Raw genomic sequence first — 21,118 nt, forward strand, 5'->3', positions numbered from 1 at the left:
AAGTGTGGCAGCTCACCCCATTGGCCGGGATAGTCGTTTAATTGAATACGGGCCAATATTTATTTGGCTCCTATGTTATTTACAGATCTTGGTTTATCAGAACCCATTCTTCGCGCGATTAGCGAGGAAGGCTATACCAGCCCTACCCCTATTCAAGAAAAATCAATCCCCGCCGTATTGAAGGGTGGAGATTTACTTGCCGCCGCTCAAACTGGTACCGGTAAAACTGCCGGCTTTACCCTGCCGATTCTCCAGCGCTTAAGCAGTACGGCTAAGACCAGTGGCAAGCGTCAATTACGTGTATTGATTTTGACCCCCACCCGCGAACTAGCTGCTCAGGTTCAAGAATCCGTCGTTACCTACGGCAAATACACTGGTCTTAAATCGACTGTTATTTTTGGCGGCGTCGGCGCTAATCCCCAAATCAAAGCCATTGCTGCAGGGCTCGATATTTTGGTGGCAACACCAGGTCGCTTGCTCGACTTAATGTCACAGAACTGTGTCTCACTAGCCAATATTGAAATTCTGGTACTTGATGAAGCAGATCGCATGTTGGATATGGGCTTCTTGCGGGACATTAAAAAGATCCTAGCAGTATTACCAAAGCAACGGCAGAACTTATTATTTTCAGCGACCTTCTCTACTGAGATCAAAGCATTAGCTGATGGCTTACTGAATTCACCAGCATTAATTGAAGTAGCGCGAAGCAATAGCACCAATGACGCTATTGCCCAACTCATCCACCCAGTAGACAGAAATCAAAAACACCCTTTGTTAGCCCATCTGATTAAATCCAATCAGTGGCAGCAGGTTCTGGTGTTTACTCGCACTAAACATGGCGCCAATAAATTGGTTACTCAGCTTGAGAAAGATAGCATTACCGCCATGGCTATCCATGGCAATAAGAGTCAGAGTGCTCGTACCAAAGCTTTAGCAGAATTTAAAGATGGGAAAATCACTGTCTTAGTCGCTACTGATATTGCAGCAAGAGGTATCGATATTGATCAACTACCCCACGTTGTGAACTACGACCTGCCAAATGTCTCTGAGGATTATGTTCACCGCATCGGTAGAACCGGCAGAGCTGGCTCAAACGGGGTTGCGGTTTCTTTAGTCTGCGTTGACGAACATCAGATGCTCCGAGATATTGAAAAATTGATCAAGCAAAAGCTGCCGCAAGAAGTGATCGCTGGATTTGAACCCGATCCAAATGCCGTAGCGCAACCAATCCAATTAAGAAGCCAGCAACACCAGCAATCCAGAAAACCTCGACCAGGTAATACTGGTGGTGGTAACGGCGGAGCCAGGCCTCCAGCTAAACGCAGTAGCCCACCCAAACGCAGCTTTAATCGATAACTGCAGGCCATGAGACGGGCTGCATTTAAGAGCCCATTCTCAATCTAGCTTGAGATTAAATACGCTAGAAAAGTCGAGTTGCCCATTGCCGGCTTGACTATGGACTTCGTAGAGTTTGCGGGATAACTCTCCGAGTGGAACGCCCTCATCTAAATCACTTGCATTTTCAGTGGCTAAGCCAAGATCTTTTAGCATCAAATCTACGCCAAAGCCACCCGCATAGCCTTTTGAAGATGGCACGCTATCCATGACCCCAGGACAAGGGTTGTAGAGCTCTAACACCCAGTTACGCCCAGAGCTCTTAGACATGATGTCGGAGAGTACCTTTGGGTCCATGCCATTAGCAATGCCCAGGCGCAATGCCTCGCTCGTGCCAAGCATCTGAATACCCAAGAGCATGTTGTTGCAGACCTTCACAGTTTGGCCGCTACCGCTTGTACCTGCATGAAAGATATTCTTACCCATCTTCTCTAGCAATGGTCGAGCACGATCAACATCTACGGCATCTCCACCGACCATAAAGGTCAAGGTTCCAGCCTGAGCACCAGCGGTTCCTCCAGATACGGGTGCATCAATCATGGCAAAGCCTTTGGCTTTTGCTTGGGCAGCGACAGCTTGCGATACCTTCGGAGAAATCGTCGAGCAGTCAATGAGTAAGGCCTTGGGATTAGCTACGGCAAGTAAGCCAGAATTACCCAAGTACAAAGCCTCAACATGTCGTGAGGCCGGGAGCATGCTAATAATGACATCTGCATCAGCAACGGCGTCGGATGCACTCAGCACAGGAAATCCGCCGCCAGCCTTAAAAGCATCCAGTTGAGTCTGAACCAGATCAAACCCCTGAACCTGGTGACCTGCTTTCACTAAATTAAGGGCCATAGGAAGACCCATATTGCCCAAACCTAAAAATGCGACTTTCATAAGCGCCTCGTATGCAATAGTAAAGTTCTAACATCTCACTATAGCTTGCTAATACACTAGCTTGATAAATTTCTGGGGAATGAAATGACGATTAAAGTAATTGGTCTTATTCAGCTAAATGATCTTGAGGCATTTGAGGAGTACCGGTCGCAAGTAGGAGATACAGTCAGCCTCTATCAGGGCAAGATCCTCTCTCGTGGATCGTTCAACGCATTTTTATGGAATGAATTGCAATGTGATTCCTTTAGCGCCGTTGTAGAGTTAGAGTTCCCAGATCTAGAGCACTCAGAATCGTGGGCCAATAGCCCTGAGTATCAAAACTTACTGGCGATTCGCAGTAAAGCGATGAAGCTCACGTTATTTTCTGTCAGCCTATAAAAAATAAAGCCCGGCTCCTTGTGGGGGCCAGGCTGAATTCAATTTAAGGTAAGAAGAGTTACTTCTTGGCTTCCATAGCCTCTTTGGCAGCAGTAATTTCTTTACGACGCTCTTTGCATGCGCCAGCAATTTCTTGCAAAGCTTTACGAGCACGAGCAGCAGATGCCTTAACGCCCTTTTCAATAAACTTTTCGTTCTCTGCTTTGTAAGTTTCAAAAGCAGCCAACAATGTATCGTGTTGTGACATCATGTCTCCTAGATCTTTAATTAAAGTTTGAGTATTGAGCTCGGAAATAGTATATCCCCATAAAAAGCAGGGAATTACAGGTCTAGCCCTAGGGATAACTCTTATATTGTCTAAATCCTCCAAAATAGAAAAAACTAATAAAAACGATTGAGACAGACGCAAAAAAACAAAAATGCCCCATTTATAGCCTATTGTCTTAAATAGGCAAACCAATGCTTTCGGGGTATTTTTAGTCCGATATCTTGCGTGAAAATTGAATATTTCTTTGAATTAGCACCTAAATTAACGACCCCAATTAATACAGAAAAGAATGATGTCCATCAAAAATCAAGACTATGCATTTGTCCGTAATAAGTTACTCAAAAAAGAAGAGGTCGCCCTTTTAGATGTTCGCGAGGAAGATCCTCACGCACAAGAACATCCTTTGTTTGCAGCCAATCTTCCACTCTCACGGATTGAGGTTGATGCGCTCAGTAAGCTCCCTAGAAAAGATGTGCCGATTGTGACACTTGATGATGGTGAAGGGCTTGCGCAATTGGCGGCAGAAAGACTTTCTAAGCTTGGCTATATAGATGTTGCCGTGTTTGAAGGCGGCGTTACAGGATGGAAAGCTGCTGGCGGAGAAGTCTTTAAGGACGTGAATGTTCCCAGCAAATCTTTTGGTGAATTTGTGGAATCTAAGCGGCATACACCTTCCCTGTCAGCACAAGAAGTGAAGAAATTAATTGATGATAAGGAAGATGTAGTGGTGGTGGATGTCCGTCGCTTCGATGAATATCAAACCATGAGTATTCCGACGGGTATTAGCGTACCTGGTGCAGAGCTGGTTTTGCGCCTTCCAGAATTAGCACCTAATCCAAAAACGAAGATCATCGTCAATTGCGCAGGAAGAACCCGCAGCATTATTGGCACTCAATCACTGATTAATGCTGGCATTCCAAATGAAGTGAATGCATTACGTAATGGCACGATTGGCTGGACCTTGGCTGGTCAAGAGCTTGATAAAGGTCAAAGTCGTAAATTCAAAGAGGTAAGCGAAAGTACTGCCGCCAAAGCTGCTGAGTGCGCACGCAGCGTCGCAGATCAGGCTGGTGTGAAGCGAGTGAAGCTTGCTGATATCGAGCAATGGAAATCCCAAGCTGAACGGACTACCTATTTCTTTGACACAAGAACACCTGAAGAATATGAAGCAGGTCACCTGCCTGGATTTAGGTCAACACCGGGCGGGCAATTAGTTCAAGAAACAGAAATGGTAGCGCCTGTTCGTGGTGCTCGTATCGTGCTATCCGATCCGAGTGGTGTGAGAGCCAATATGCCAGCATCATGGCTTGCGCAGATGGCTTGGGATGTCTATGTCATTGATGACATCAAAGTAACGGATCTGACGGAAAAAGGATCTTGGGTTGCGCCTCAGCCGCAAATGCCTCAAATTCAGATGGTAGATGCGAATACTGCTGCATCATGGTTAAAGGATGATGCCAAGACAATTTGCATTGATCTCAGCACCCATGCAAATTATGTCAAAGGTCACATTCCTGGCAGTTGGTTTGCACTACGCTCTCAATTTGCCAGCGCCTTAAAGAATCTTCCTGTAGCCAATCGTTACGTTCTCACCAGCACTACGGGTGATTTAGCTGTATTTGCTGCACAAGAAATTCAGGGTCTCACTCAGGCGGAAGTACACGTATTGTCTGGAGGTAATGCGGCATGGATCAAAGCTGGCCTTGATCTTGAAAAAGGGGCTACACATCTAGCCTCACCCCCAATGGATCGCTACAAGCGGCCATACGAGGGAACCAGCGTTGATCCAGCTGCGATGCAAGCCTACCTGGATTGGGAATTTGGTTTAGTAGATCAACTTGGTAAGGATGGAACCCATCACTTCTGGGTGCTTTGATAAAAGTGATATACAAAACAATCGCCGTCTTGATATTGGCTTTAGGACTCTCAGCTTGTGGACGAGAAACCTATACAACCTGGTCGTGCACAGATAGTGCTGGGATTAAATCTCCTTTGATTCTCAAAAAAGCGCAGATGCAGTTTCAGGATCGTCAATATGACTACTGTGGAAGCCTTGGTCCACTGAGTTATTTTGATCTGAAGTGCCCTGCTCAAATTCAGGACTCGAGCAATATCTTTACAACCAGTTCAGGCAAACTGGTCAGCAACAAAAATGAATTTCGATGCAATGAGCTCTAAAGAGAAAAACCTCCTTAGCCCCAAAAAATTACTACTCAGTAAATGGACGGCAGTAAAGCCAAGCCATAAGAGAAAACACTTTTTAGTCAGTAAAGTCATTCTTCCAGAGTTACCAGAGACGGCAATTGAGTTTGTAGAGCTTGAGGCGGTTTTTGACCAGCATTCCCAAATCATTCCTTGGCGTGAGCTTAAGGATACTGAAGTCTGGCTCCAAGGTTGGGTATAAAAAAACCGCCAATACCTTGGCGGTCTCTGAGAACTTAGTTAGAAAAAGAGAGTTATTTCGTCTTCTTGTTTGTGTCTGAAGATTTTCTCAAATGCTCTTCGATATTTTTCTCAGCAGCATCAGCAACTTGATTCACAATTTTACGACCCTCTTTAAACATCTTCTGACCAGCGGTTGACATGTCATGAACCACTTTGGATAACTTGTCAGCATGTCCTGGCAATTTACCTTCAACATCCTCAAGCCAGTTCACTAAAGAGCTGCGAACTTTTTCTAAATGCTTTTCAGTTTCATCAGCCGCATCATCACCAATGTCTTTGAGAACAGATTTCACTTTCTTCTGATAAACAGTCGCACGTTTGGCAGCTTCCTTGGTAGCCTGATCTTGAAGCTCTTTCAGCTTAGCGAGGTCATTTTTGGCGGCGGACTTGGCGCTCTCCATCGCATTTTTCATGCCCCACTGAATCTCTTCAAGATGGTGCGCACTGAGGTCTTTGGCCGCATCTAATAATTTATGGGAATAGGCAAATAACTCCTTAGCCTTTTCTTGCTGCCATGCTTGAATATCTTTGTTGTCCATTGCATTCCTCCTTGAGTTAGATAAACATTCCGATCAATTAAAAAGCATTCTTCTACTCTATACCCAAATCATATTCTTGCCAATTCCCTGCTATCTTGGCATTAAAATTGGGGCATGAGCGATAGAAAAAACCTATATGACATGATTGGTGGCGCAGCAAAGGTTGAGGAGCTGGTAGATCGCTTCTACGATTTAATGGCGCTAGAAGAACCCTTCGAAGCATTGAGAGCCATTCATTCCCAAGACTTATCGAGCTCCCGAGAAAAGCTCAAACTCTTTTTGTCAGGTTGGCTGGGAGGGCCAGACGTCTATTCTCCGAAGCATGGTCACCCCATGCTACGCGCTCGGCACTTACCCTTCAAGATTGGCCTCAAAGAGCGTAATCAATGGCTAGCCTGCATGTATCGCGCAATGGAGGATTGCGGAATTGATAGTCAGATTGGCGCCCAGCTAGAAGAGTCTTTTTTTAATACTGCCGACTGGATGAGAAATCAGCCAAACTAAAAAGAGTGCTGAAGTTTCGGGAACTCTCTAAATGGATTGGGCGCAGGCAAAGCCGCTAGCCCAAGCCCACTGAAAGTTATGACCCCCAAGATGTCCCGTGATATCAACACACTCACCAATGAAATATAAGCCCGGATGGTTTCGGGCCATCATGGTTTGACCATCGAGCTCTTTAGTATCTACACCGCCCAACATGACCTCAGCTTTTTTCCAGCCCAGCGTTCCAGCTGGCTTGACTGACCAATTGGTAATGAGCTCTTTCAGTGAATGGCGATCCTTTTTAGAGACTTCAGCCCATTTTTTACCTAGGAGATTTTTTTGCTCAGCAAATGCTTTTGCTAAACGCAATGGCATTACTGAAGCCAAGATATTCTCTGTCAATTTGAGGCGGTTATCCTCATGATTAAATAATTCATCACAACTAAATTGTCCGTTAGCCTCCACTGCACCCAACCAATCAACATGAATTTCCTCACCTTCGGCCCAGTAACTGCTAGCCTGTAAAACTGCAGGTCCGGACAGGCCCTTGTGCGTTAGGAGTAGATCCTCGTTAAAGCGACATGCACCATAACGATGTCCCTTGGAGCCTGCCGCAATGCGCACTGGCAAACTTAGACCAGATAATTCAATGAGGTTATCAAACTCGCCGGAAGTAAATGACAGCGGTACCAAAGCAGGACGAGGATCAATGACCTTCAGCCCAAATTGCTTAGCAATATCTAGCGAGAATGCCGTTGCGCCAATTGCAGGGACTGGTAGACCCCCGGTTGCCATTACCAGAGATCTTGATCTCTCAATGCCGGAATGTGTTTTCACATGCCAGCTACCTGCTTCATGAGAGATCGATTCCACCTGGACTGGATGGCGGATATCGACATGACCTTTAGCGCATTCAGCAAGCAACATCTCGATAATTTGCTTTGCTGAATCATCGCAAAATAATTGACCCTGATGTTTCTCGTGATAAGCAATCCGATAAGTCTGTACTAGCTTAATAAATTCTTTTGAGGGATAACGCGCTAAAGCACTTTTTACAAAATGGGGGTTTAGGGAAAGAAAGTTTGCTGGGCTACTATGCAAGTTGGTGAAGTTGCATCGCCCCCCACCACTAATCCGAATTTTTTCACATAAGATATCAGCATGGTCAAGCACTAAGACTTTCTTACCTAATTGACCAGCAACACCAGCACAAAAGAGTCCAGCAGCTCCACCGCCAATAATGATGGCATCCCATGCCTTACTCATCTTTGACTCATGCCTTACTTAAAACGCTCAATGACTTCAGGTGCAAGTTTTAGTTTCTGCATATGTAAACGGGTATAGGCTTGACGGAAATTCTTGGTCATGGAGATCATGACCGATGCAGTCCAAGCAAAGGCAAACATCCCCGAAAAAGCAATGATGATCGCTAGCATCTTCCAGCCACTCGGTAATAGATCGTCCATAAAACCCATTGCTGTATAGGTGCTACCACTGAACAAGATACTCTCACCTAAATTTGGCAAGAGATTAAATACTCGAAGTGCGATACCCCAAAGAATAATCTCAAAGATATGAATCAGGAATAAACACAGCACACTGACATAAAACACAAAAGCTACTGAAGAGTATTTATGCTCCGACAAATATAAAAATGACTTCACTTCGTAGCGCTTTGCAATTTGGAGCAAAGCAAACCCATGCACCAGCATCACGATGAGGAGCATAGCAATGCCAAACAAGTAGGCTGGTAAATCTAGCTCGGAAGTCAGGGTAACGGTATTGGTAATGGACATGATCTTTGGGGGCTATTTTACAGGTCTTATGAATATTCTCTTAGGCCAATTGATACCAATTCCGAATCACAGCCCAAGCCTCATCGGCAGTCTCGACAAAATGGATTAATTCCATATCCGCCTGATCTATCACGCCATGATCTAGCATTTGCTTGAAGTTGATCACCTCTTGCCAAAATGTCTTTCCAACTAAGATGATTGGGAATCGTTCCACTTTTTTGGTTTGCATCAAGGTGAGGACTTCGAAAAGCTCGTCAAAGGAACCAAAGCCGCCTGGGTAGGCCACAATTGCTCTTGCCCTGAGCATGAAATGCATTTTACGAATTGCAAAATAATGAAAGCGAAAGCTCAAACCTGGGGTCAGGTAGGAATTGGGATGCTGCTCTCTTGGCAGGCTGATATTAAAACCAATACTTTTATCCCCAGCTTCAAATGCACCACGATTAGCGGCCTCCATAATTCCAGGGCCTCCACCAGTGGCAATGTGAAGTTTGTTTCGATCTTCGGATTGCGTTGCGTTATAGCTTGCAACAATGGATCCAAACTCTCTGGCTGAATCGTAATACTTGCAGTGCAGTAAAGCGCGTTTGGCTTCAGCTATCGTCTCTGGGGTATTGGCCTGCTTTTCCAGATCTCGGGCTTTTTCACAGGATATAAAACGGGTGGATCCAAAAACGGTAATCGTATGCTCAATACCGTGCTCATGCAATAAGATCTCCGGCTTGAGTAATTCCAATTGAAAGCGCAATCCTAAAGTTTCTCGACGAGCCAAAAATGCTTGGTCATCAAATGCAAATTGATAGGAGTCTTTAGAGCTGTCTTCTGCCAACTGGCTTTTTTGAAGATTCAGAAAATCCGTAATTGTTTGAGAGTTATTTACAGGGAGTCTTGGACTCATATCGGCACCTTTATTCCAAGCTTTAACAATGATCTATCTTGAATCCTGAGCATGATTCTTACGCTGACGCGCCCAAGAGACATAGCTTCAGAATTAGTATTACTACCTAGAATATTGCATTAATTTCGCATCTAGGGCTTATTCGGATTTACCAGGAGCGCTTCAGGCATTAATATATGGGCATATTAACCAAACCGAAGGAAATGCAATGAGCAACCGTTCAATCATCATCATGGTAATAGTATTAATCTCTGCTACAGCCTATTTACTCATCAAAGGCGACGGCGATATTGATATGGGTGGCGAGAAGCATGGTGCTGAAGCTGCTCACATGGAAGAGGCTAAGAAAAATGCTCCTGCAGCGGCGCCAGCTGCTCCCGCACCTGCTCCAGCAGCCGATGTAAAGAAATAATCTCTTCTCGAGATAAAGAGGCCGCGGTTCGCCGCGGTTTTTTTATGCCAATTTCTGTATCGCTGCTATTAAATTAAAAGATTATTTGGAGACGCCCTGGAGTAATGCCATTGCTCCACCCTCACTCTTAATGCATCCTCTGCTGTAAAGCCACTCATCAGAGCGATACTATGGATATGACTCCCCCTAAAGAACTGAGATCTCTCGAACTCATCACTCGACTTCAGCGAGCGCCCACAGAACATAAAGGGAGCGCAGGTAAGGTACTGCTCGTTGGCGGTGCGCCGGGCATGGCTGGAGCCCTCATGTTGTCAGGTAAGGCTGCACTTCACCTAGGAGCGGGTTGGACTATTTTAGAAATGCTGGATCCCACATCCGCTCATGCACTACCGGAACAAGCAGAGCTCATGATCCGCCTTGCCAGCTTTAATGCTCAAACTCAACTAGAAACTACCGCACCGGATGTCATTGCGATTGGGCCGGGCCTGGGGTTTTCTGCTCTGGCTAGGGATTGGCTAATAGCTTCGCTAAGCTATCCAAAGGTGCCACTCGTAATTGATGCCGATGCGCTCAATTTGATTGCCGATAACCCAGAATTCTTAGATCTCCTCAAGCAGCGTAATACAGCATTTCCAGGCATGACCGTACTTACCCCGCATCCCGGAGAGGCGGCACATCTTCTCAACATGACTGCAGCCGGGATACAAGCAAATCGCGCTGCAGCCCTCTCTGATTTAGTCAAACTCACTAATTCTATTGTTGTTCTCAAAGGTCAACATACGCTAGTTGCCTCACCTCTTCACTCAGCTGAACAGTGCTCTCAAGGCAATCCTGGTATGGCCATTGGCGGCATGGGTGATGTCTTAACTGGCACTATCGCAGCCATTGCAGCCCAAGGCATCCGCCACAATCTGGATTTATGGGAGTCTAGCTGTATTGGGGTACAGCTACACGCTACTGCAGCCGATAGTTTGGTAGCGCAGCAGATTGGTCCCATTGGACTTACTCCATCAGAGCTTATTTTGGAGATGCGGAGTCTACTCAACAAGCTGTTATAAAACATCATGCAATCAGTCAGTGGAATTCTTCATCATCGCCGTTACGTCTACGGCCTCTTAATGGCTGGGCTGGGCTCCATACTGTTTTCCGGTAAGGCCATTCTGATTAAACTCGCCTTTGGCTACGGTGCAAATGCTGAGACGCTGATTGCTTTAAGGATGCTGATGGCGCTCCCACTCTTTTGGGGAATTTATTGGTGGCAAGCACGTAGACAAGTCATGAGTCCGCTGACATTGAAAGATCAAATCAAGATATTTTCCCTAGGATTTATGGGCTACTTTCTTTCCAGCTATCTTGATTTTTTAGGGCTGCAATATATTTCCGTTGGACTAGAACGTATCGTGCTTTACCTGACGCCCACGATCGTATTGTTGATTTCTTATTTTGTATTGAACAAATCGATTAGTCGCTTGCAGTGGTATGCATTAGCAGTAGGATATCTTGGCGTGATCGTTGTATTTATCCAAGATGCTAGCTCGACGGGATCAATGGCATTGCTCGGCATGCTACTGGTCTTTGCTAGCGCATGCTCTTATGCGATCTACATGATTGGATCCGGAGAAATGGTTAGACGTGTCGGTAGCGTCCGCTTAGTTGTCTATGCAAGTTCTGCATCAGCACTGATGAGCGTTATTCAAATTTTGATTTATGATCCAGCGGCTGTTTTTGTACAGGCACCGCAAATCTACTGGCTCAGCCTGCTCAATGCCAGTTTATGTACAGTCATTCCAATGTTATTAATCATGATTGCTATTAATCGCATCGGCTCGCCCCTCGTTGCCCAAGCTGGAATACTGGGCCCCGTCTCCACCCTATTTATGGGTTGGATCGTATTGTCTGAACCAATTACTTGGCTTCAAATAGGCGGGATGGGTTTGGTGATGGGAGCGATGTGGTTGCTAGTGCGCAACGATGCGCCGAACAAACAACAGGATCTGAACACTACAAAGCCTATAGATCCGGAGGGATCTGGCCCTCTAAGTTAGTTGCTAATTTATTGCTGGGGAGCTGCAGGCTCTTGAGCTGCTTTTACTTTCTTCTTGGATTTTTTCTTTGCCTTCTTCTCCGCCTTTTTATCTTTCTTCGATTTCTTTGCAGTCTTCTTTGCCGCTTTTTCTGGCTGGGTATCTGGCGTCGCTGAAGGAGCTGCCACAGGTGCTCCAGCTGGGGCTGGATCCGCTGCAACTACAGTCAATGGTAATAAACCAATTGAGGCAGAAACAATGGTGGCTAAGATCAATTTTGCTAAAGGGGTGTTCATTTGGGGGCCGATAGGTTCATGGGTAGCTTAATGATACTGAATTAAAAAGCCGTCCTAAGACGGCCTTTCGTAGAAACAAATTCAAGTTACTTAAGCTGGCTGTGCTTCAGTCTCAGTAATTTTTTCTAGTGCGGTTGCAAGATGGTCCACTGTACGGTCAACATGAGCCAACTTCTCTAGACCAAATAAGCCGAGGCGGAATGTACGGAAGTCTAGACGCTCATCACACTGCAAGGGCACACCAGCTGCTGTTTGCATACCAAGAGCAATAAACTTTTTACCTGACTGAATATCCGGATCCTTGGTATAGCTCACCACTACACCGGGAGCCTGAAAGCCTTTAGCTGCAACCGAGTTGTAGCCATTGGATACCAATAAGGCACGAACCTTATCACCCAACTCTTGTTGCTTCGCTTTGAGTGCAGCAAAACCTAAAGACTGAGTTTCTTTCATCACGTTACGCAAGATTTTGAGCGCATCGGTTGGCATGGTGGTGTGATACACGTGACCACCCTTTTCATAGGCTTCCATAATTTGAAGCCACTTATTCAGATCCATTGAGAAGCTGCTACTTTGAGTTGATTTAATGCGCTCACGTGCTCTATCACCCATGGCCACCATTGCGCAGCAAGGTGAACTACTCCAACCTTTTTGAGGTGCAGTGATTAACAAGTCGATATTACAAGCCTTCATATCTACCCAAGTTGCGCCTGATGCGATGCAATCGAGTACAAACAAACCATTGACTGAGCGTACTGCTTCACCCACTGCCTTGAGGTAGTCATCCGGCAAGATAATGCCTGCGGAAGTTTCTACGTGAGGAGCGAAAACAACTGCTGGCTTTTCCTTTTTAATAAAAGCCACTACTTCTTCGATCGGCGCAGGTGCAAATACACCTTGCGTAGCATCTTCTAATTGCCTACCTTTAATAACGGTAATGTCTTTGGTGATATTGGCCAAATCAAAAATCTGAGTCCAGCGATAGCTAAACCAACCGTTACGCAAAATAAGACATTTTTCGTTATTGGCAAATTGACGAGCAACGGCTTCCATACCAAAAGTGCCACTACCTGGAACGATCACTGCAGAACTTGCGTTGTAAGCATCTTTCAAGACACTAGAAATATCCACGATGACTTTTTTGAATTCTTCAGACATGTGATTTAGCGAGCGGTCAGTGTAAACAACTGAGAACTCTAAGAGACCGTCTGGATCAACATTTGGGAGCAAGCCTGGCATAGTAATTTCCTAGTAAATCGTGTGATTAGCCCTAAATGATACTGATTTAGCGCTATTTGGGTACTTAGCCTTTGAAAACGGCCTTTTTGAGTCAATAAAAGGGGTTAGGTACTTTTCTGCCTTGCAGATGAAACCAGTATTCCGACTACGATCAGGACGAAAGCTAAGCCATGAAAAAGCTGGGGTGGATCTCCTAGGATCGCAGCTGACAGCAGCGCTGTAAATAAGGGTATGAGGTTGGCAAAGAATGCTGCCACCGTCGGTCCGGCTCCATTCACCCCCAAACCCCAGCAGCGATAAGCAATTAAGGAGGGGCCAATGGCTACAAATAAGATCAATGCCCCTGTCCAATAATTGAGATCAATAAAGGCGTGCCCCGTGGCAATTTCCGCGCCCTCAAACAACATCGTCCATAAGAATCCAATTAAGACCTGCGCCATCAAAAACTCTGCCCAGGGCCACTGCCGCTCAGTACTCTCTCCCGGGCGACTAATCATCCAGCTATAAAAGGCCCAGAGAATCGTGGCTAACATAATGAGCAAATCACCCATGACTACTTCCATGCTCAAGAGACTGGCAGGCTCACCCCGCGTGAGAACTACGGTAACGCCCACCAAGGAGACAACTGCACCTAAGAGCTGTAGCAGCGTCGGCTTCACTTGATAAAAGATAGTCCCGATCAGGAGCATCCAGATTGGCATGCTCGCACCAATGAGGGTGACATTAATAGCAGTCGAGGTTTGCAAGGCGAGATACAAGAGCACGTTATAGCTACCTACCCCCAATAATCCCAAAACAAGGAAGCGGCTCTTGTTTTGCCATAGGGCGCTACTTGGCTTTAGGATCCGCCAGCCAAGAGGCAGTAGCAGTAGAGCCGCTAAACCCCAGCGGACAGCACTGAGGGTGATCGGCGAAATGCTTCCTACTAAGACCCGTCCAGCGATTGCATTACCTGCCCAAAGGAGGGTCGCAAGCGATAAATAAAAGACAGTTGAGAGGGGTATTTGAGGCATTCGGGGGATGTAGGTGAATGAGTGGCTGTTTAGAGCCTCAAGAAGGGCTTTGCCTAGTCATTGTAGAAACAAATGCTCGGTATTGCTAAGATAGAGCTTAAATTAGCGTCAGACATCTGGCGCTAGCAACACACCGAGGGGTTTTAGTGACAATCATCACCAACATTGAAGATTTACGAGTTCTGCATCAGAAGCGCACCCCCAAGATGTTTTATGACTATGCGGACTCCGGGTCATGGACTGAATCCACCTACCGCGCGAATGAGTCGGATTTTCAGAAAATCAAACTACGTCAACGCGTAGCCGTCAATATGGTCAACCGCACCACCAAAACAACCATGGTCGGACAAGAGGTTGCTATGCCAGTGGCATTAGCGCCTACTGGACTTACTGGCATGCAGCATGCTGATGGTGAAATTTTAGCGGCCCGCGCTGCAGAAAAATTTGGCGTCCCCTTCTGCCTTTCTACGATGAGTATTTGCTCGATTGAAGATGTGGCAGAACGTACTACCAAACCATTTTGGTTTCAGCTTTATGTCATGAAAGACCGCGGCTTTATTGAGCGTCTCATTGAGCGTGCCAAAGCAGCCAAATGCTCTGCCCTCGTTCTCACTTTAGATTTACAGATTCTGGGACAACGCCATAAAGATTTAAAAAATGGTTTGTCTGCACCTCCAAAGCTGACGATTGCCAACATCATCAACATGATGACTAAGCCCCGTTGGTGCATGGGCATGGCAATGACTCCCCGTAGAACCTTTCGCAATATTGTTGGTCACGCCACTGGTGTTGGCAATATGTCCTCCCTCTCCTCTTGGACTGCCGAGCAGTTTGACCCAGGTCTGAGCTGGGATGATGTGGAATGGATTAAAAAGCTCTGGGGCGGCAAATTGATTATTAAAGGCATCTTGGATGAAGAGGATGCCCGCTTTGCTGCTAATTCTGGTGCGGATGCCCTCATTGTTTCCAATCATGGTGGCCGTCAATTAGACGGCGCAATCTCCAGCATCAAAGCATTGCCCGGCATTGTGGATGCTGTTGGTAAAGATATTGAGGTGTGGATGGATGGCGGCATTCGTTCCGGACAAGATGTTTTAAAAGCTTGGGCATTAGGAGCACGTGGCACATTAATTGGTCGCCCCTTCCTCTATGGCCTGGGTGCTATGGGCGAGGCCGGCGTCACTAAATGCTTAGAGCTGATTCATAATGAATTGGATATCACTATGGCGTTTACAGGACACCGTGATATCCAAAATGTGACTAAAGATATTTTGTATCCAGGAACTTTTTAATATTCCACACTTCGCTAATTATCCCGGACTCGTATTTGTCATCTCTGCTGTAGCCCTCTCAGGCTCAGTATGGTTTGGTAATGCCGTATTGAGTAAGTACCGCACTAAAGATACGGAGACCTCTGCAGACTTAGGAGTGATCCAAAGTGCAACCCTCACCCTACTTGGCCTCATTATTGGATTCACCTTTTCCATGGCGATTGCTCGCTATGACTTGAGGCAGACTTATGAGGAAGCTGAGGCAAATGCCATTGGTACAGAATTTTTAAGGGCCGACCTATTGCCCGGCAAAACTGCGGAATCCATCAAGGGACTTCTCAACGAATATTTGGATCAGCGTATTTTGTTTTACTCTAAGCAAGATCATGAGACGGCTAAGCAAATTACAAAACGCACAATTGCTCTAGAGAATGCCATGTGGAACGAATTGCTCCCTGTGGCACGAACACAATCAACCCCAACTATTGCGCTCGTCATCTCAGGAATGAATGATGTGATTAACTCCCATGGCTATACCCAAGCAGCCTGGTGGAACCGTATTCCGACTGGCGCTTGGTGGCTGATGGCTGCGATCGCAATTGCGGCCAATGTATTGGTGGGCTTTGGAGCGCGGAACTTTAAACCGAATGTCGGCCTTTTTATGATTTTCCCAACCATGATTGCCGTTGCCTTCTTTTTGATTGCAGACATTGATAGCCCTCGTGGTGGCGTTATTCGTATCGATCCACGAAATCTAATCGATTTAAAAAACAACATGAGCCCCCCAAATGGCTCAGCCCCTACTAGAGGCATTAATAAATGAAGCGTATTGTTGATGTATATAAAGATAGGGGTCGAGAGCTTGTGTGGACTTACGTCATTCACCTTGGCAATCTTGAATTTCACCCAGCTCAAATTGATTTTGAGCAAGAGGCACTGCGACTTTCTCAACTGGATAAACGTGGTACACCAAACGAGTTGAGTGCCAAAGCTAGACTTACCGTTCGATAACTTCTACCTTAGTTCCGAAATATGAAACCTTTAAGCAAAAAAGCCAAGATGGCAGTGGGATGGACAATCTTGATGACCGTCACTGGAACTGCCATGCTCCATCAATGGGAATTTTTTGCAATGGGATGTGCGTCCATTGCAATGCTGCTCGTTGCCAATCACTATGGCTTACTGAAAGATCCTGAAGACAAAAAATAAGGCCCCTATCTTTCGATAGAGGCCCTGATGGCTCTTTAGCAATTAGAGTGTTGGGTAATCCGTATATCCGACTTCTGCCCCACCGTAAAACGTTGCGCGGTTATAAGCATTGAGTGCTGCACCCTGCTTAAAGCGCTCAGCCAAATCCGGATTAGAGATATATAAACGTCCATAGGCTACCGCATCTGCCAAACCAGCCTCTAAAACAGCTTCGCCCATAGCCTGATCATATCCGCCGGCACTAATAAACTGGCCTTGATAAGCTGCACGGAACATCTCTGAGGTAATGGGCGCCTCTACGTTCACTTGATCATTGCCACCCGCACTTGTGGAACGTGGTTCAATCATATGAACATAAGATAAGTGATAGCCATTGAGTTTCTGAATCACTGCAGTGAACAAGGCAACTGGATCGCTGTCAGCCATATCATTAAAGCTACCGTATGGTGATAAGCGCACACCGATACGATCACTTGGGTACACCTTGGTAACAGATTCAATCACTTCGCCCAATAAGCGTATGCGATTTTCAATTGAACCGCCATAGCCATCAGTGCGTTGATTGGTTTTGTCTTGCAAAAACTGATCAAGTAAATAACCATTCGCTGAATGAATTTCTACTCCATCAAAACCTGCCGCTTTAGCATTAGCAGCAGCCAATTCAAAATCCTTCAGAAGACGGGCAATGTCTTCAGTGGTCATCGACTTAGGCGTTTCGTAATCGTGCAACTTCCAATCAGCACCATACGTTTGGCCAGCAGGCGCAATCGCAGATGGAGCTTCAGGGATACCCTGCTCGGGATGCAAAGAAGAATGGGAAATACGTCCAACATGCCATAACTGCGCAATCATCTTGCCGCCTTTGGCATGCACCGCACTCACAATCTCTTTCCAAGCAGCCGTTTGCTCAGCAGAATAGATACCAGGCGTTGCCGGATAGCCTTTACCAATTGCAGAAATTTGCGTTGCTTCGCTAATGATGAGGCCGGCACTTGCCCTTTGCTCATAGTAAGTTTTTGCGAGAGGATGTGGCACATCCCCATCAATGGCACGCATTCTAGTAAGCGGTGCCATCACAAGGCGGTTCTTTAATTCAATCGCGCCAAGTTTGACGGGGGTAAACATGATTTCTTTTCCGGACATGAACTACTTTCTTTGAGGGTGAAGATTTAATGAATGCGCAACTTTAGCAGGGATATTAAAGTCCCGCCGACACCATACTAGACTCTCTGGAAACTCTTTCGACTACCCCGACTAATTCTTGGGCTAGATTTAAATCTTGACTCAATACTATGGGCAAGCGCTTGGAACTCATCATGATGCGCGGTTGATAACCGGGCAACGAGTGCGATTACTCTTTTAGGAGCGGGCGGTGCTAAAGGCCGAGCAACCAATGTCGTGCCATTTAAAATCCCGCCTTTTACCGCCATCTCAGGAAGGAGTGCAATGCCCATGCCAGACTCCACCATTTGCAACAGCGTCAGTAAGCTAGTAGCTTCCATGCCCTCAGCATTGCGAATATCAGAATGCTTACAAGCTTGCATCGTGTGATCACGCAGGCAATGACCCTCCTCTAGCAAAAGCAGCCTTTCTGCCATTTTGGTAGGCAAATGAATTTCCTTCCCTTTTAATGCAGGGTCGTTAGCACCTGCAACCAACCAAAATTCATCTACAAAGAGCTCTTTCACCAAAAGGCCGGCTGTGTCATAGGGCAATGCAATTAACGCAAAGTCGAGTTGATGATCTGCTAAGCGCACCAATAGATTAGCGGTTAAATCTTCACGCAGAGCAATTTTTAACTTAGGGTAATGCTCCCGAATATCAGGCAACACATTTGGTAATAAAAATGGTGCAATGGTCGGGATTACTCCCAATCGAATTGTCCCTACCATTGGCTCACCAGAGGCACTCGCGTACTCCACCAGATCTTGAGATGAGGCTAGGATTGCCTTGGCCCTTTCCAAAATCTCTACGCCGATTGGGGTAATGGCCACATTTTGTCTATCCCGCTCCACCAAGCGGACCCCCAAAACATCTTCAAGCTCTTTTAAACCAGCACTGAGAGTAGATTGACCAACAAAGCAGACCTCTGCAGCCCTAGTGAAATTAAGCTCTTGTGCAACTGCTACAAAATAGCGAAGCTGTCTTAATGAAGGTAGAGCAGCCATGATCTGTACTTATCCATATAATCTATTTATTTGATAAATAATATCATTTCTATTTACTCAATAAATCATTGTTTTTTTGCTTGCTTGATACAAAACAACTAGAACGTTGTCTAGCAAGTGAATTTGAAATTCAATTTAAACTATCCTTAATCTCTTTTAGCAAGGAATCCCTATGAAATCTTGGCAATGTATCGTATGCGGCTTCATCTATGACGAAGCGAAAGGCTTGCCTGAAGATGGCATTCCTGCCGGCACTGCTTGGGCTGACGTCCCTGAAGATTGGGAATGTCCAGATTGCGGCGTATCAAAATCTGACTTTGAAATGGTACAAGTTTCCTAAGTTAAGCCAAACGCAACACCTTTAAACGCATTATTAGGGAGTCCAGTTTTGGATCATCAGAATCAATCATCCCCATCGGGGATTGTCATTATTGGTAGCGGTTTAGCAGGCTACACCGTCATACGCGAGCTTCGCAAAATAGACAAGGCGATTCCGATTACCCTTTTAACAAGAGAGCCAGGATATTTTTACTCCAAGCCGATGCTCTCTACGGCATTGGCAAGCAGCAAATCTGCAGAGCAATTAATTTCTACTAATGCCGATGGCATGGCAACACAGCTAGACATTACGATTCTGGGCGATGTTGATGTCACTGCAATTGATACTGCCGCACAAACAGTCACCACTTCTAAAGGCATTATTTCCTATGGCAAGCTCGTACTTGGATTGGGCGCTGATCAAATTCGTCTACCTTTAAAAGGTAATGCAGCTCATGAGGTCATTACCGTCAATGATCTAGAAGACTATGCTCAATTTCGCAAGACAATTGAAGGCAAAAAACGCATCGCTATCTTAGGCGCAGGCCTCATTGGATGCGAGTTTGCAAATGATTTAGTTTTAGGCTCCTATGAAGTAGATGTCATCGACTTAGCGCCACAGGCTTTGGGTAGACTCCTTCCCGAGGCTGCAGCTCAAGCACTTCAGACTAAGCTCAGCGAAGCCGGTGTACGTTGGCATTTCGCCACTACCGTGCAATCAATTGATCGAAGTGGTGACACTCTCTCAATTACGCTTGCTAACGGATCAGTAATTCATAGCGATGCATTTCTATCGGCTGTCGGTTTAAGACCTCGCCTAGATTTAGCCCAAGCTGCCGGAATTTCCACAGGTGAAGGTATTACCGTTAATCGCCAATTAGAAACTAGCGCCAAGAATGCTTATGCTATTGGCGATTGCGCCGAAGTCGAGGGCCTGGTACTGCCTTATGTCATGCCGATCATGCAGGCTGCACGGGCTTTAGCTCCTAATCTGCTTGGACAAGCGACTACACTCAGTTATCCCGCTATGCCGGTGATGGTGAAGACCCCCGCCCTACCAACCATTGTTTCACCACCGGCTAAGGGTGCAATCGGTGACTGGAAAATCAATGCGGTCGAAGGTGGTCTTGAGGCGCGCTTGGAATCTCGCGATGGCAAGCTACTTGGGTTTGCTCTTCTCGGTTCAGCCACTGCACAACGTGGCGCATGGACAAAAGAGTTGCCGCCCGTCTTGTAATCAAGATGGCTGACTACCATCCCTCAACGCCCTGCACTAAAGTAAAAGGCCCGCTCAGCGGGCCTTTTAAATGATCTAAAGCATTACCTTATGAGGCAATCACAAACCAAGTTGTATTGTGCGACTGAGCACTCATCAAAAATAGCATTGGGATAGAAAGCATTGTATTGAAGCGAGAAGTCAACATCGCAATGCGTGCAGACTTTGCTTTGACATCAGGCTCAACCACAACGATGCCTAAGGCACGTTTTTGATTTGGCCAAATAATGAACCAAACATTAAACGCCATGATCAAGGCGATCCACATACCTAAACCGATTGCACGGAAAGGTGCCTGCAAAGTGAATGCTTGATGCGCATATCCATTCACTATGGATAAAACTAAACCACTAATTACAGTCGCTAAGGCAGCCCAACGGAACCAAAAGAGCGCTGTTGGAGCGATAACTTTTCCGATTGCCGGCTTTTGCTCATCCGGAATCTTTGCCATCGATGGAATCTGTACAAAATTGAAATACCAAAGTAAGCCTATCCACATCACGCCAACCATCACGTGAATCCAGCGGAATAAGAATGACAACTCAATCGAGCCGAAGTTTGCGCCCATGGCAAGGACGATCAATGCTAGTAACACAAAGCCAGCTAAAACAGTGCGGCCTAATGAGGTAAAGATAGATGACATGAGAGCTTCCTAAAAAGGTAAATATATCAAGCAGGATTAGGCAAAATTCTTACTTGCAAAATCCAAGTTCACTACATTGTAAAACGTGATGATCAGTGGCTACAACAGCCACAACCGCCTTAACTATAGACGATTATGACGAATTTGTTGGGTACGAAGCACTAA

The 21,118-nt window shown here is 45.9% G+C and carries 27 protein-coding genes; 15 read left to right on the forward strand and 12 right to left on the reverse strand.

Annotation, left to right across the window (positions count from 1 at the left end):
- Positions 1–72: 72 nt before the first annotated feature.
- Positions 73–1,356 (forward strand): DEAD/DEAH box helicase, encoded by a 1,284-nt coding sequence (locus tag C2759_RS06270; protein ID WP_215353934.1) that lies wholly within the window; start codon positions 73–75, stop codon positions 1,354–1,356.
- A 39-nt stretch (positions 1,357–1,395) separates the two neighbouring features.
- Here the strand turns inward: C2759_RS06270 and mmsB are convergent, their stop codons facing one another.
- Positions 1,396–2,277, reverse strand: coding sequence for a 3-hydroxyisobutyrate dehydrogenase (mmsB, locus tag C2759_RS06275; protein WP_215353935.1), 882 nt, complete (start codon positions 2,275–2,277; stop codon positions 1,396–1,398).
- Between the two features lie 84 nt (positions 2,278–2,361).
- Here mmsB and C2759_RS06280 point away from each other — a divergent pair, with 84 nt between their 5' ends.
- Positions 2,362–2,655 carry a DUF1330 domain-containing protein gene (locus C2759_RS06280; protein ID WP_215353937.1) on the forward strand — a complete coding sequence of 98 codons (294 nt, stop codon included), beginning with the start codon at positions 2,362–2,364 and terminating at the stop codon, positions 2,653–2,655.
- A gap of 58 nt (positions 2,656–2,713) precedes the next feature.
- On the opposite strand, the gene C2759_RS06285 is transcribed toward C2759_RS06280, so the two are convergent.
- Positions 2,714–2,905 (reverse strand): hypothetical protein, encoded by a 192-nt coding sequence (locus C2759_RS06285; protein ID WP_251366925.1) that lies wholly within the window; start codon positions 2,903–2,905, stop codon positions 2,714–2,716.
- Positions 2,906–3,215: 310 nt separating this feature from the next.
- Here C2759_RS06285 and C2759_RS06290 point away from each other — a divergent pair, with 310 nt between their 5' ends.
- From C2759_RS06290 to C2759_RS06300, 3 genes are read left to right on the forward strand one after another with little or no spacing between them, the layout of a single operon-like run.
- Positions 3,216–4,799 carry a rhodanese homology domain-containing protein gene (locus C2759_RS06290; protein WP_215356689.1) on the forward strand — a complete coding sequence of 528 codons (1,584 nt, stop codon included), beginning with the start codon at positions 3,216–3,218 and terminating at the stop codon, positions 4,797–4,799.
- A 5-nt stretch (positions 4,800–4,804) separates the two neighbouring features.
- Complete coding sequence (locus C2759_RS06295; RefSeq protein ID WP_215353939.1) at positions 4,805–5,101, forward strand: hypothetical protein; 297 nt, start codon at positions 4,805–4,807, stop codon at positions 5,099–5,101.
- On the forward strand, positions 5,091–5,327 hold the full coding sequence (locus C2759_RS06300) for a TIGR02450 family Trp-rich protein (protein WP_215353941.1): 237 nt from the start codon (positions 5,091–5,093) through the stop codon (positions 5,325–5,327). The genes C2759_RS06295 and C2759_RS06300 overlap by 11 nt, the downstream gene beginning before the upstream one ends.
- Before the next feature lie 52 nt (positions 5,328–5,379).
- On the opposite strand, the gene C2759_RS06305 is transcribed toward C2759_RS06300, so the two are convergent.
- Positions 5,380–5,907, reverse strand: a complete 528-nt coding sequence (locus C2759_RS06305; protein ID WP_215353943.1) for a hypothetical protein — start codon at positions 5,905–5,907, stop codon at positions 5,380–5,382.
- A 114-nt stretch (positions 5,908–6,021) separates the two neighbouring features.
- Here C2759_RS06305 and C2759_RS06310 point away from each other — a divergent pair, with 114 nt between their 5' ends.
- Positions 6,022–6,411, forward strand: a complete 390-nt coding sequence (locus tag C2759_RS06310) for a group II truncated hemoglobin (RefSeq protein WP_215353945.1) — start codon at positions 6,022–6,024, stop codon at positions 6,409–6,411.
- Positions 6,412–6,438: 27 nt separating this feature from the next.
- On the opposite strand, the gene C2759_RS06315 is transcribed toward C2759_RS06310, so the two are convergent.
- The 3 genes from C2759_RS06315 to C2759_RS06325 are packed head-to-tail and all read right to left on the reverse strand — an operon-like array spanning position 6,439 to position 9,084.
- On the reverse strand, positions 6,439–7,656 hold the full coding sequence (locus tag C2759_RS06315) for an aminoacetone oxidase family FAD-binding enzyme (RefSeq protein ID WP_215353947.1): 1,218 nt from the start codon (positions 7,654–7,656) through the stop codon (positions 6,439–6,441).
- A gap of 14 nt (positions 7,657–7,670) precedes the next feature.
- Positions 7,671–8,186: a hypothetical protein gene (locus C2759_RS06320; RefSeq protein WP_215353949.1), complete on the reverse strand. Its 516-nt coding sequence runs from the start codon at positions 8,184–8,186 to the stop codon at positions 7,671–7,673.
- A 40-nt stretch (positions 8,187–8,226) separates the two neighbouring features.
- Positions 8,227–9,084 (reverse strand): LOG family protein, encoded by an 858-nt coding sequence (locus C2759_RS06325; RefSeq protein WP_215353951.1) that lies wholly within the window; start codon positions 9,082–9,084, stop codon positions 8,227–8,229.
- Positions 9,085–9,292: 208 nt separating this feature from the next.
- On the opposite strand from C2759_RS06325, the gene C2759_RS06330 reads away from it, so the two are divergent.
- The 3 genes from C2759_RS06330 to C2759_RS06340 all read left to right on the forward strand — a co-directional run bounded on the left by C2759_RS06330 (position 9,293) and on the right by C2759_RS06340 (position 11,541).
- Positions 9,293–9,496, forward strand: coding sequence for a hypothetical protein (locus C2759_RS06330; protein ID WP_215353953.1), 204 nt, complete (start codon positions 9,293–9,295; stop codon positions 9,494–9,496).
- A gap of 170 nt (positions 9,497–9,666) precedes the next feature.
- On the forward strand, positions 9,667–10,554 hold the full coding sequence (locus C2759_RS06335) for an NAD(P)H-hydrate dehydratase (RefSeq protein ID WP_251366926.1): 888 nt from the start codon (positions 9,667–9,669) through the stop codon (positions 10,552–10,554).
- Between the two features lie 6 nt (positions 10,555–10,560).
- Complete coding sequence (locus C2759_RS06340) at positions 10,561–11,541, forward strand: DMT family transporter (RefSeq protein WP_215353955.1); 981 nt, start codon at positions 10,561–10,563, stop codon at positions 11,539–11,541.
- An 8-nt stretch (positions 11,542–11,549) separates the two neighbouring features.
- Here C2759_RS06340 and C2759_RS06345 read toward each other — a convergent pair whose 3' ends face one another.
- The 3 genes from C2759_RS06345 to C2759_RS06355 form a co-directional block, all read right to left on the reverse strand.
- Positions 11,550–11,816: a protein tyrosine phosphatase gene (locus C2759_RS06345; protein ID WP_215353957.1), complete on the reverse strand. Its 267-nt coding sequence runs from the start codon at positions 11,814–11,816 to the stop codon at positions 11,550–11,552.
- A 90-nt stretch (positions 11,817–11,906) separates the two neighbouring features.
- Positions 11,907–13,055 carry an aminotransferase class V-fold PLP-dependent enzyme gene (locus tag C2759_RS06350; RefSeq protein WP_215353959.1) on the reverse strand — a complete coding sequence of 383 codons (1,149 nt, stop codon included), beginning with the start codon at positions 13,053–13,055 and terminating at the stop codon, positions 11,907–11,909.
- Positions 13,056–13,159: 104 nt separating this feature from the next.
- A complete protein-coding gene (locus tag C2759_RS06355; protein ID WP_215353961.1) occupies positions 13,160–14,068 on the reverse strand; it encodes a DMT family transporter in 909 nt (302 codons plus the stop codon).
- A 146-nt stretch (positions 14,069–14,214) separates the two neighbouring features.
- Between C2759_RS06355 and C2759_RS06360 the strand changes: the two genes are divergently transcribed.
- The 4 genes from C2759_RS06360 (at position 14,215) to C2759_RS06375 (ending at position 16,548) form a co-directional block, all read left to right on the forward strand.
- Entirely contained in the window at positions 14,215–15,360 is a 1,146-nt protein-coding gene (locus C2759_RS06360; protein ID WP_215353963.1) for an alpha-hydroxy acid oxidase, read from the forward strand.
- A gap of 88 nt (positions 15,361–15,448) precedes the next feature.
- Positions 15,449–16,162, forward strand: coding sequence for a hypothetical protein (locus C2759_RS06365; RefSeq protein WP_251366927.1), 714 nt, complete (start codon positions 15,449–15,451; stop codon positions 16,160–16,162).
- On the forward strand, positions 16,159–16,350 hold the full coding sequence (locus tag C2759_RS06370; protein ID WP_046330353.1) for a hypothetical protein: 192 nt from the start codon (positions 16,159–16,161) through the stop codon (positions 16,348–16,350). The genes C2759_RS06365 and C2759_RS06370 overlap by 4 nt, the downstream gene beginning before the upstream one ends.
- A gap of 21 nt (positions 16,351–16,371) precedes the next feature.
- Entirely contained in the window at positions 16,372–16,548 is a 177-nt protein-coding gene (locus tag C2759_RS06375; RefSeq protein ID WP_170217000.1) for a hypothetical protein, read from the forward strand.
- Positions 16,549–16,590: 42 nt separating this feature from the next.
- On the opposite strand, the gene C2759_RS06380 is transcribed toward C2759_RS06375, so the two are convergent.
- Positions 16,591–17,691 (reverse strand): alkene reductase, encoded by a 1,101-nt coding sequence (locus C2759_RS06380; RefSeq protein WP_215353965.1) that lies wholly within the window; start codon positions 17,689–17,691, stop codon positions 16,591–16,593.
- 77 nt (positions 17,692–17,768) lie between these two features.
- Positions 17,769–18,716, reverse strand: coding sequence for a hydrogen peroxide-inducible genes activator (locus tag C2759_RS06385; RefSeq protein WP_215353967.1), 948 nt, complete (start codon positions 18,714–18,716; stop codon positions 17,769–17,771).
- 172 nt (positions 18,717–18,888) lie between these two features.
- On the opposite strand from C2759_RS06385, the gene C2759_RS06390 reads away from it, so the two are divergent.
- Positions 18,889–19,056 carry a rubredoxin gene (locus tag C2759_RS06390; RefSeq protein ID WP_046330356.1) on the forward strand — a complete coding sequence of 56 codons (168 nt, stop codon included), beginning with the start codon at positions 18,889–18,891 and terminating at the stop codon, positions 19,054–19,056.
- A 48-nt stretch (positions 19,057–19,104) separates the two neighbouring features.
- The gene (locus C2759_RS06395; RefSeq protein ID WP_215353969.1) at positions 19,105–20,271 is read left to right on the forward strand and encodes an NAD(P)/FAD-dependent oxidoreductase; all 1,167 of its coding nucleotides are present in this window, start codon (positions 19,105–19,107) and stop codon (positions 20,269–20,271) included.
- Positions 20,272–20,359: 88 nt separating this feature from the next.
- On the opposite strand, the gene C2759_RS06400 is transcribed toward C2759_RS06395, so the two are convergent.
- Complete coding sequence (locus C2759_RS06400) at positions 20,360–20,953, reverse strand: urate hydroxylase PuuD (RefSeq protein ID WP_215353971.1); 594 nt, start codon at positions 20,951–20,953, stop codon at positions 20,360–20,362.
- Between the last annotated feature and the right edge of the window lie 165 nt (positions 20,954–21,118).

Source organism: Polynucleobacter sp. MG-Unter2-18, assembly GCF_018687675.1.
Classification (GTDB): domain Bacteria; phylum Pseudomonadota; class Gammaproteobacteria; order Burkholderiales; family Burkholderiaceae; genus Polynucleobacter.

Excerpts from the sequence above, each read along its gene's own strand:
- C2759_RS06270 (WP_215353934.1), top strand. The coding sequence starts at position 73 with ATGTTATTTACAGATCTTGGTTTATCAGAACCCATTCTTCGCGCGATT.
- mmsB (WP_215353935.1), bottom strand. The coding sequence starts at position 2,277 with ATGAAAGTCGCATTTTTAGGTTTGGGCAATATGGGTCTTCCTATGGCC.
- C2759_RS06280 (WP_215353937.1), top strand. The coding sequence starts at position 2,362 with ATGACGATTAAAGTAATTGGTCTTATTCAGCTAAATGATCTTGAGGCA.
- C2759_RS06285 (WP_251366925.1), bottom strand. The coding sequence starts at position 2,905 with ATGATGTCACAACACGATACATTGTTGGCTGCTTTTGAAACTTACAAA.
- C2759_RS06290 (WP_215356689.1), top strand. The coding sequence starts at position 3,216 with ATGTCCATCAAAAATCAAGACTATGCATTTGTCCGTAATAAGTTACTC.
- C2759_RS06300 (WP_215353941.1), top strand. The coding sequence starts at position 5,091 with ATGAGCTCTAAAGAGAAAAACCTCCTTAGCCCCAAAAAATTACTACTC.
- C2759_RS06305 (WP_215353943.1), bottom strand. The coding sequence starts at position 5,907 with ATGGACAACAAAGATATTCAAGCATGGCAGCAAGAAAAGGCTAAGGAG.
- C2759_RS06310 (WP_215353945.1), top strand. The coding sequence starts at position 6,022 with ATGAGCGATAGAAAAAACCTATATGACATGATTGGTGGCGCAGCAAAG.
- C2759_RS06315 (WP_215353947.1), bottom strand. The coding sequence starts at position 7,656 with ATGAGTAAGGCATGGGATGCCATCATTATTGGCGGTGGAGCTGCTGGA.
- C2759_RS06320 (WP_215353949.1), bottom strand. The coding sequence starts at position 8,186 with ATGTCCATTACCAATACCGTTACCCTGACTTCCGAGCTAGATTTACCA.
- C2759_RS06325 (WP_215353951.1), bottom strand. The coding sequence starts at position 9,084 with ATGAGTCCAAGACTCCCTGTAAATAACTCTCAAACAATTACGGATTTT.
- C2759_RS06330 (WP_215353953.1), top strand. The coding sequence starts at position 9,293 with ATGAGCAACCGTTCAATCATCATCATGGTAATAGTATTAATCTCTGCT.
- C2759_RS06335 (WP_251366926.1), top strand. The coding sequence starts at position 9,667 with ATGGATATGACTCCCCCTAAAGAACTGAGATCTCTCGAACTCATCACT.
- C2759_RS06340 (WP_215353955.1), top strand. The coding sequence starts at position 10,561 with ATGCAATCAGTCAGTGGAATTCTTCATCATCGCCGTTACGTCTACGGC.
- C2759_RS06345 (WP_215353957.1), bottom strand. The coding sequence starts at position 11,816 with ATGAACACCCCTTTAGCAAAATTGATCTTAGCCACCATTGTTTCTGCC.
- C2759_RS06350 (WP_215353959.1), bottom strand. The coding sequence starts at position 13,055 with ATGCCAGGCTTGCTCCCAAATGTTGATCCAGACGGTCTCTTAGAGTTC.
- C2759_RS06355 (WP_215353961.1), bottom strand. The coding sequence starts at position 14,068 with ATGCCTCAAATACCCCTCTCAACTGTCTTTTATTTATCGCTTGCGACC.
- C2759_RS06370 (WP_046330353.1), top strand. The coding sequence starts at position 16,159 with ATGAAGCGTATTGTTGATGTATATAAAGATAGGGGTCGAGAGCTTGTG.
- C2759_RS06375 (WP_170217000.1), top strand. The coding sequence starts at position 16,372 with ATGAAACCTTTAAGCAAAAAAGCCAAGATGGCAGTGGGATGGACAATC.
- C2759_RS06380 (WP_215353965.1), bottom strand. The coding sequence starts at position 17,691 with ATGTCCGGAAAAGAAATCATGTTTACCCCCGTCAAACTTGGCGCGATT.
- C2759_RS06385 (WP_215353967.1), bottom strand. The coding sequence starts at position 18,716 with ATGGCTGCTCTACCTTCATTAAGACAGCTTCGCTATTTTGTAGCAGTT.
- C2759_RS06390 (WP_046330356.1), top strand. The coding sequence starts at position 18,889 with ATGAAATCTTGGCAATGTATCGTATGCGGCTTCATCTATGACGAAGCG.
- C2759_RS06400 (WP_215353971.1), bottom strand. The coding sequence starts at position 20,953 with ATGTCATCTATCTTTACCTCATTAGGCCGCACTGTTTTAGCTGGCTTT.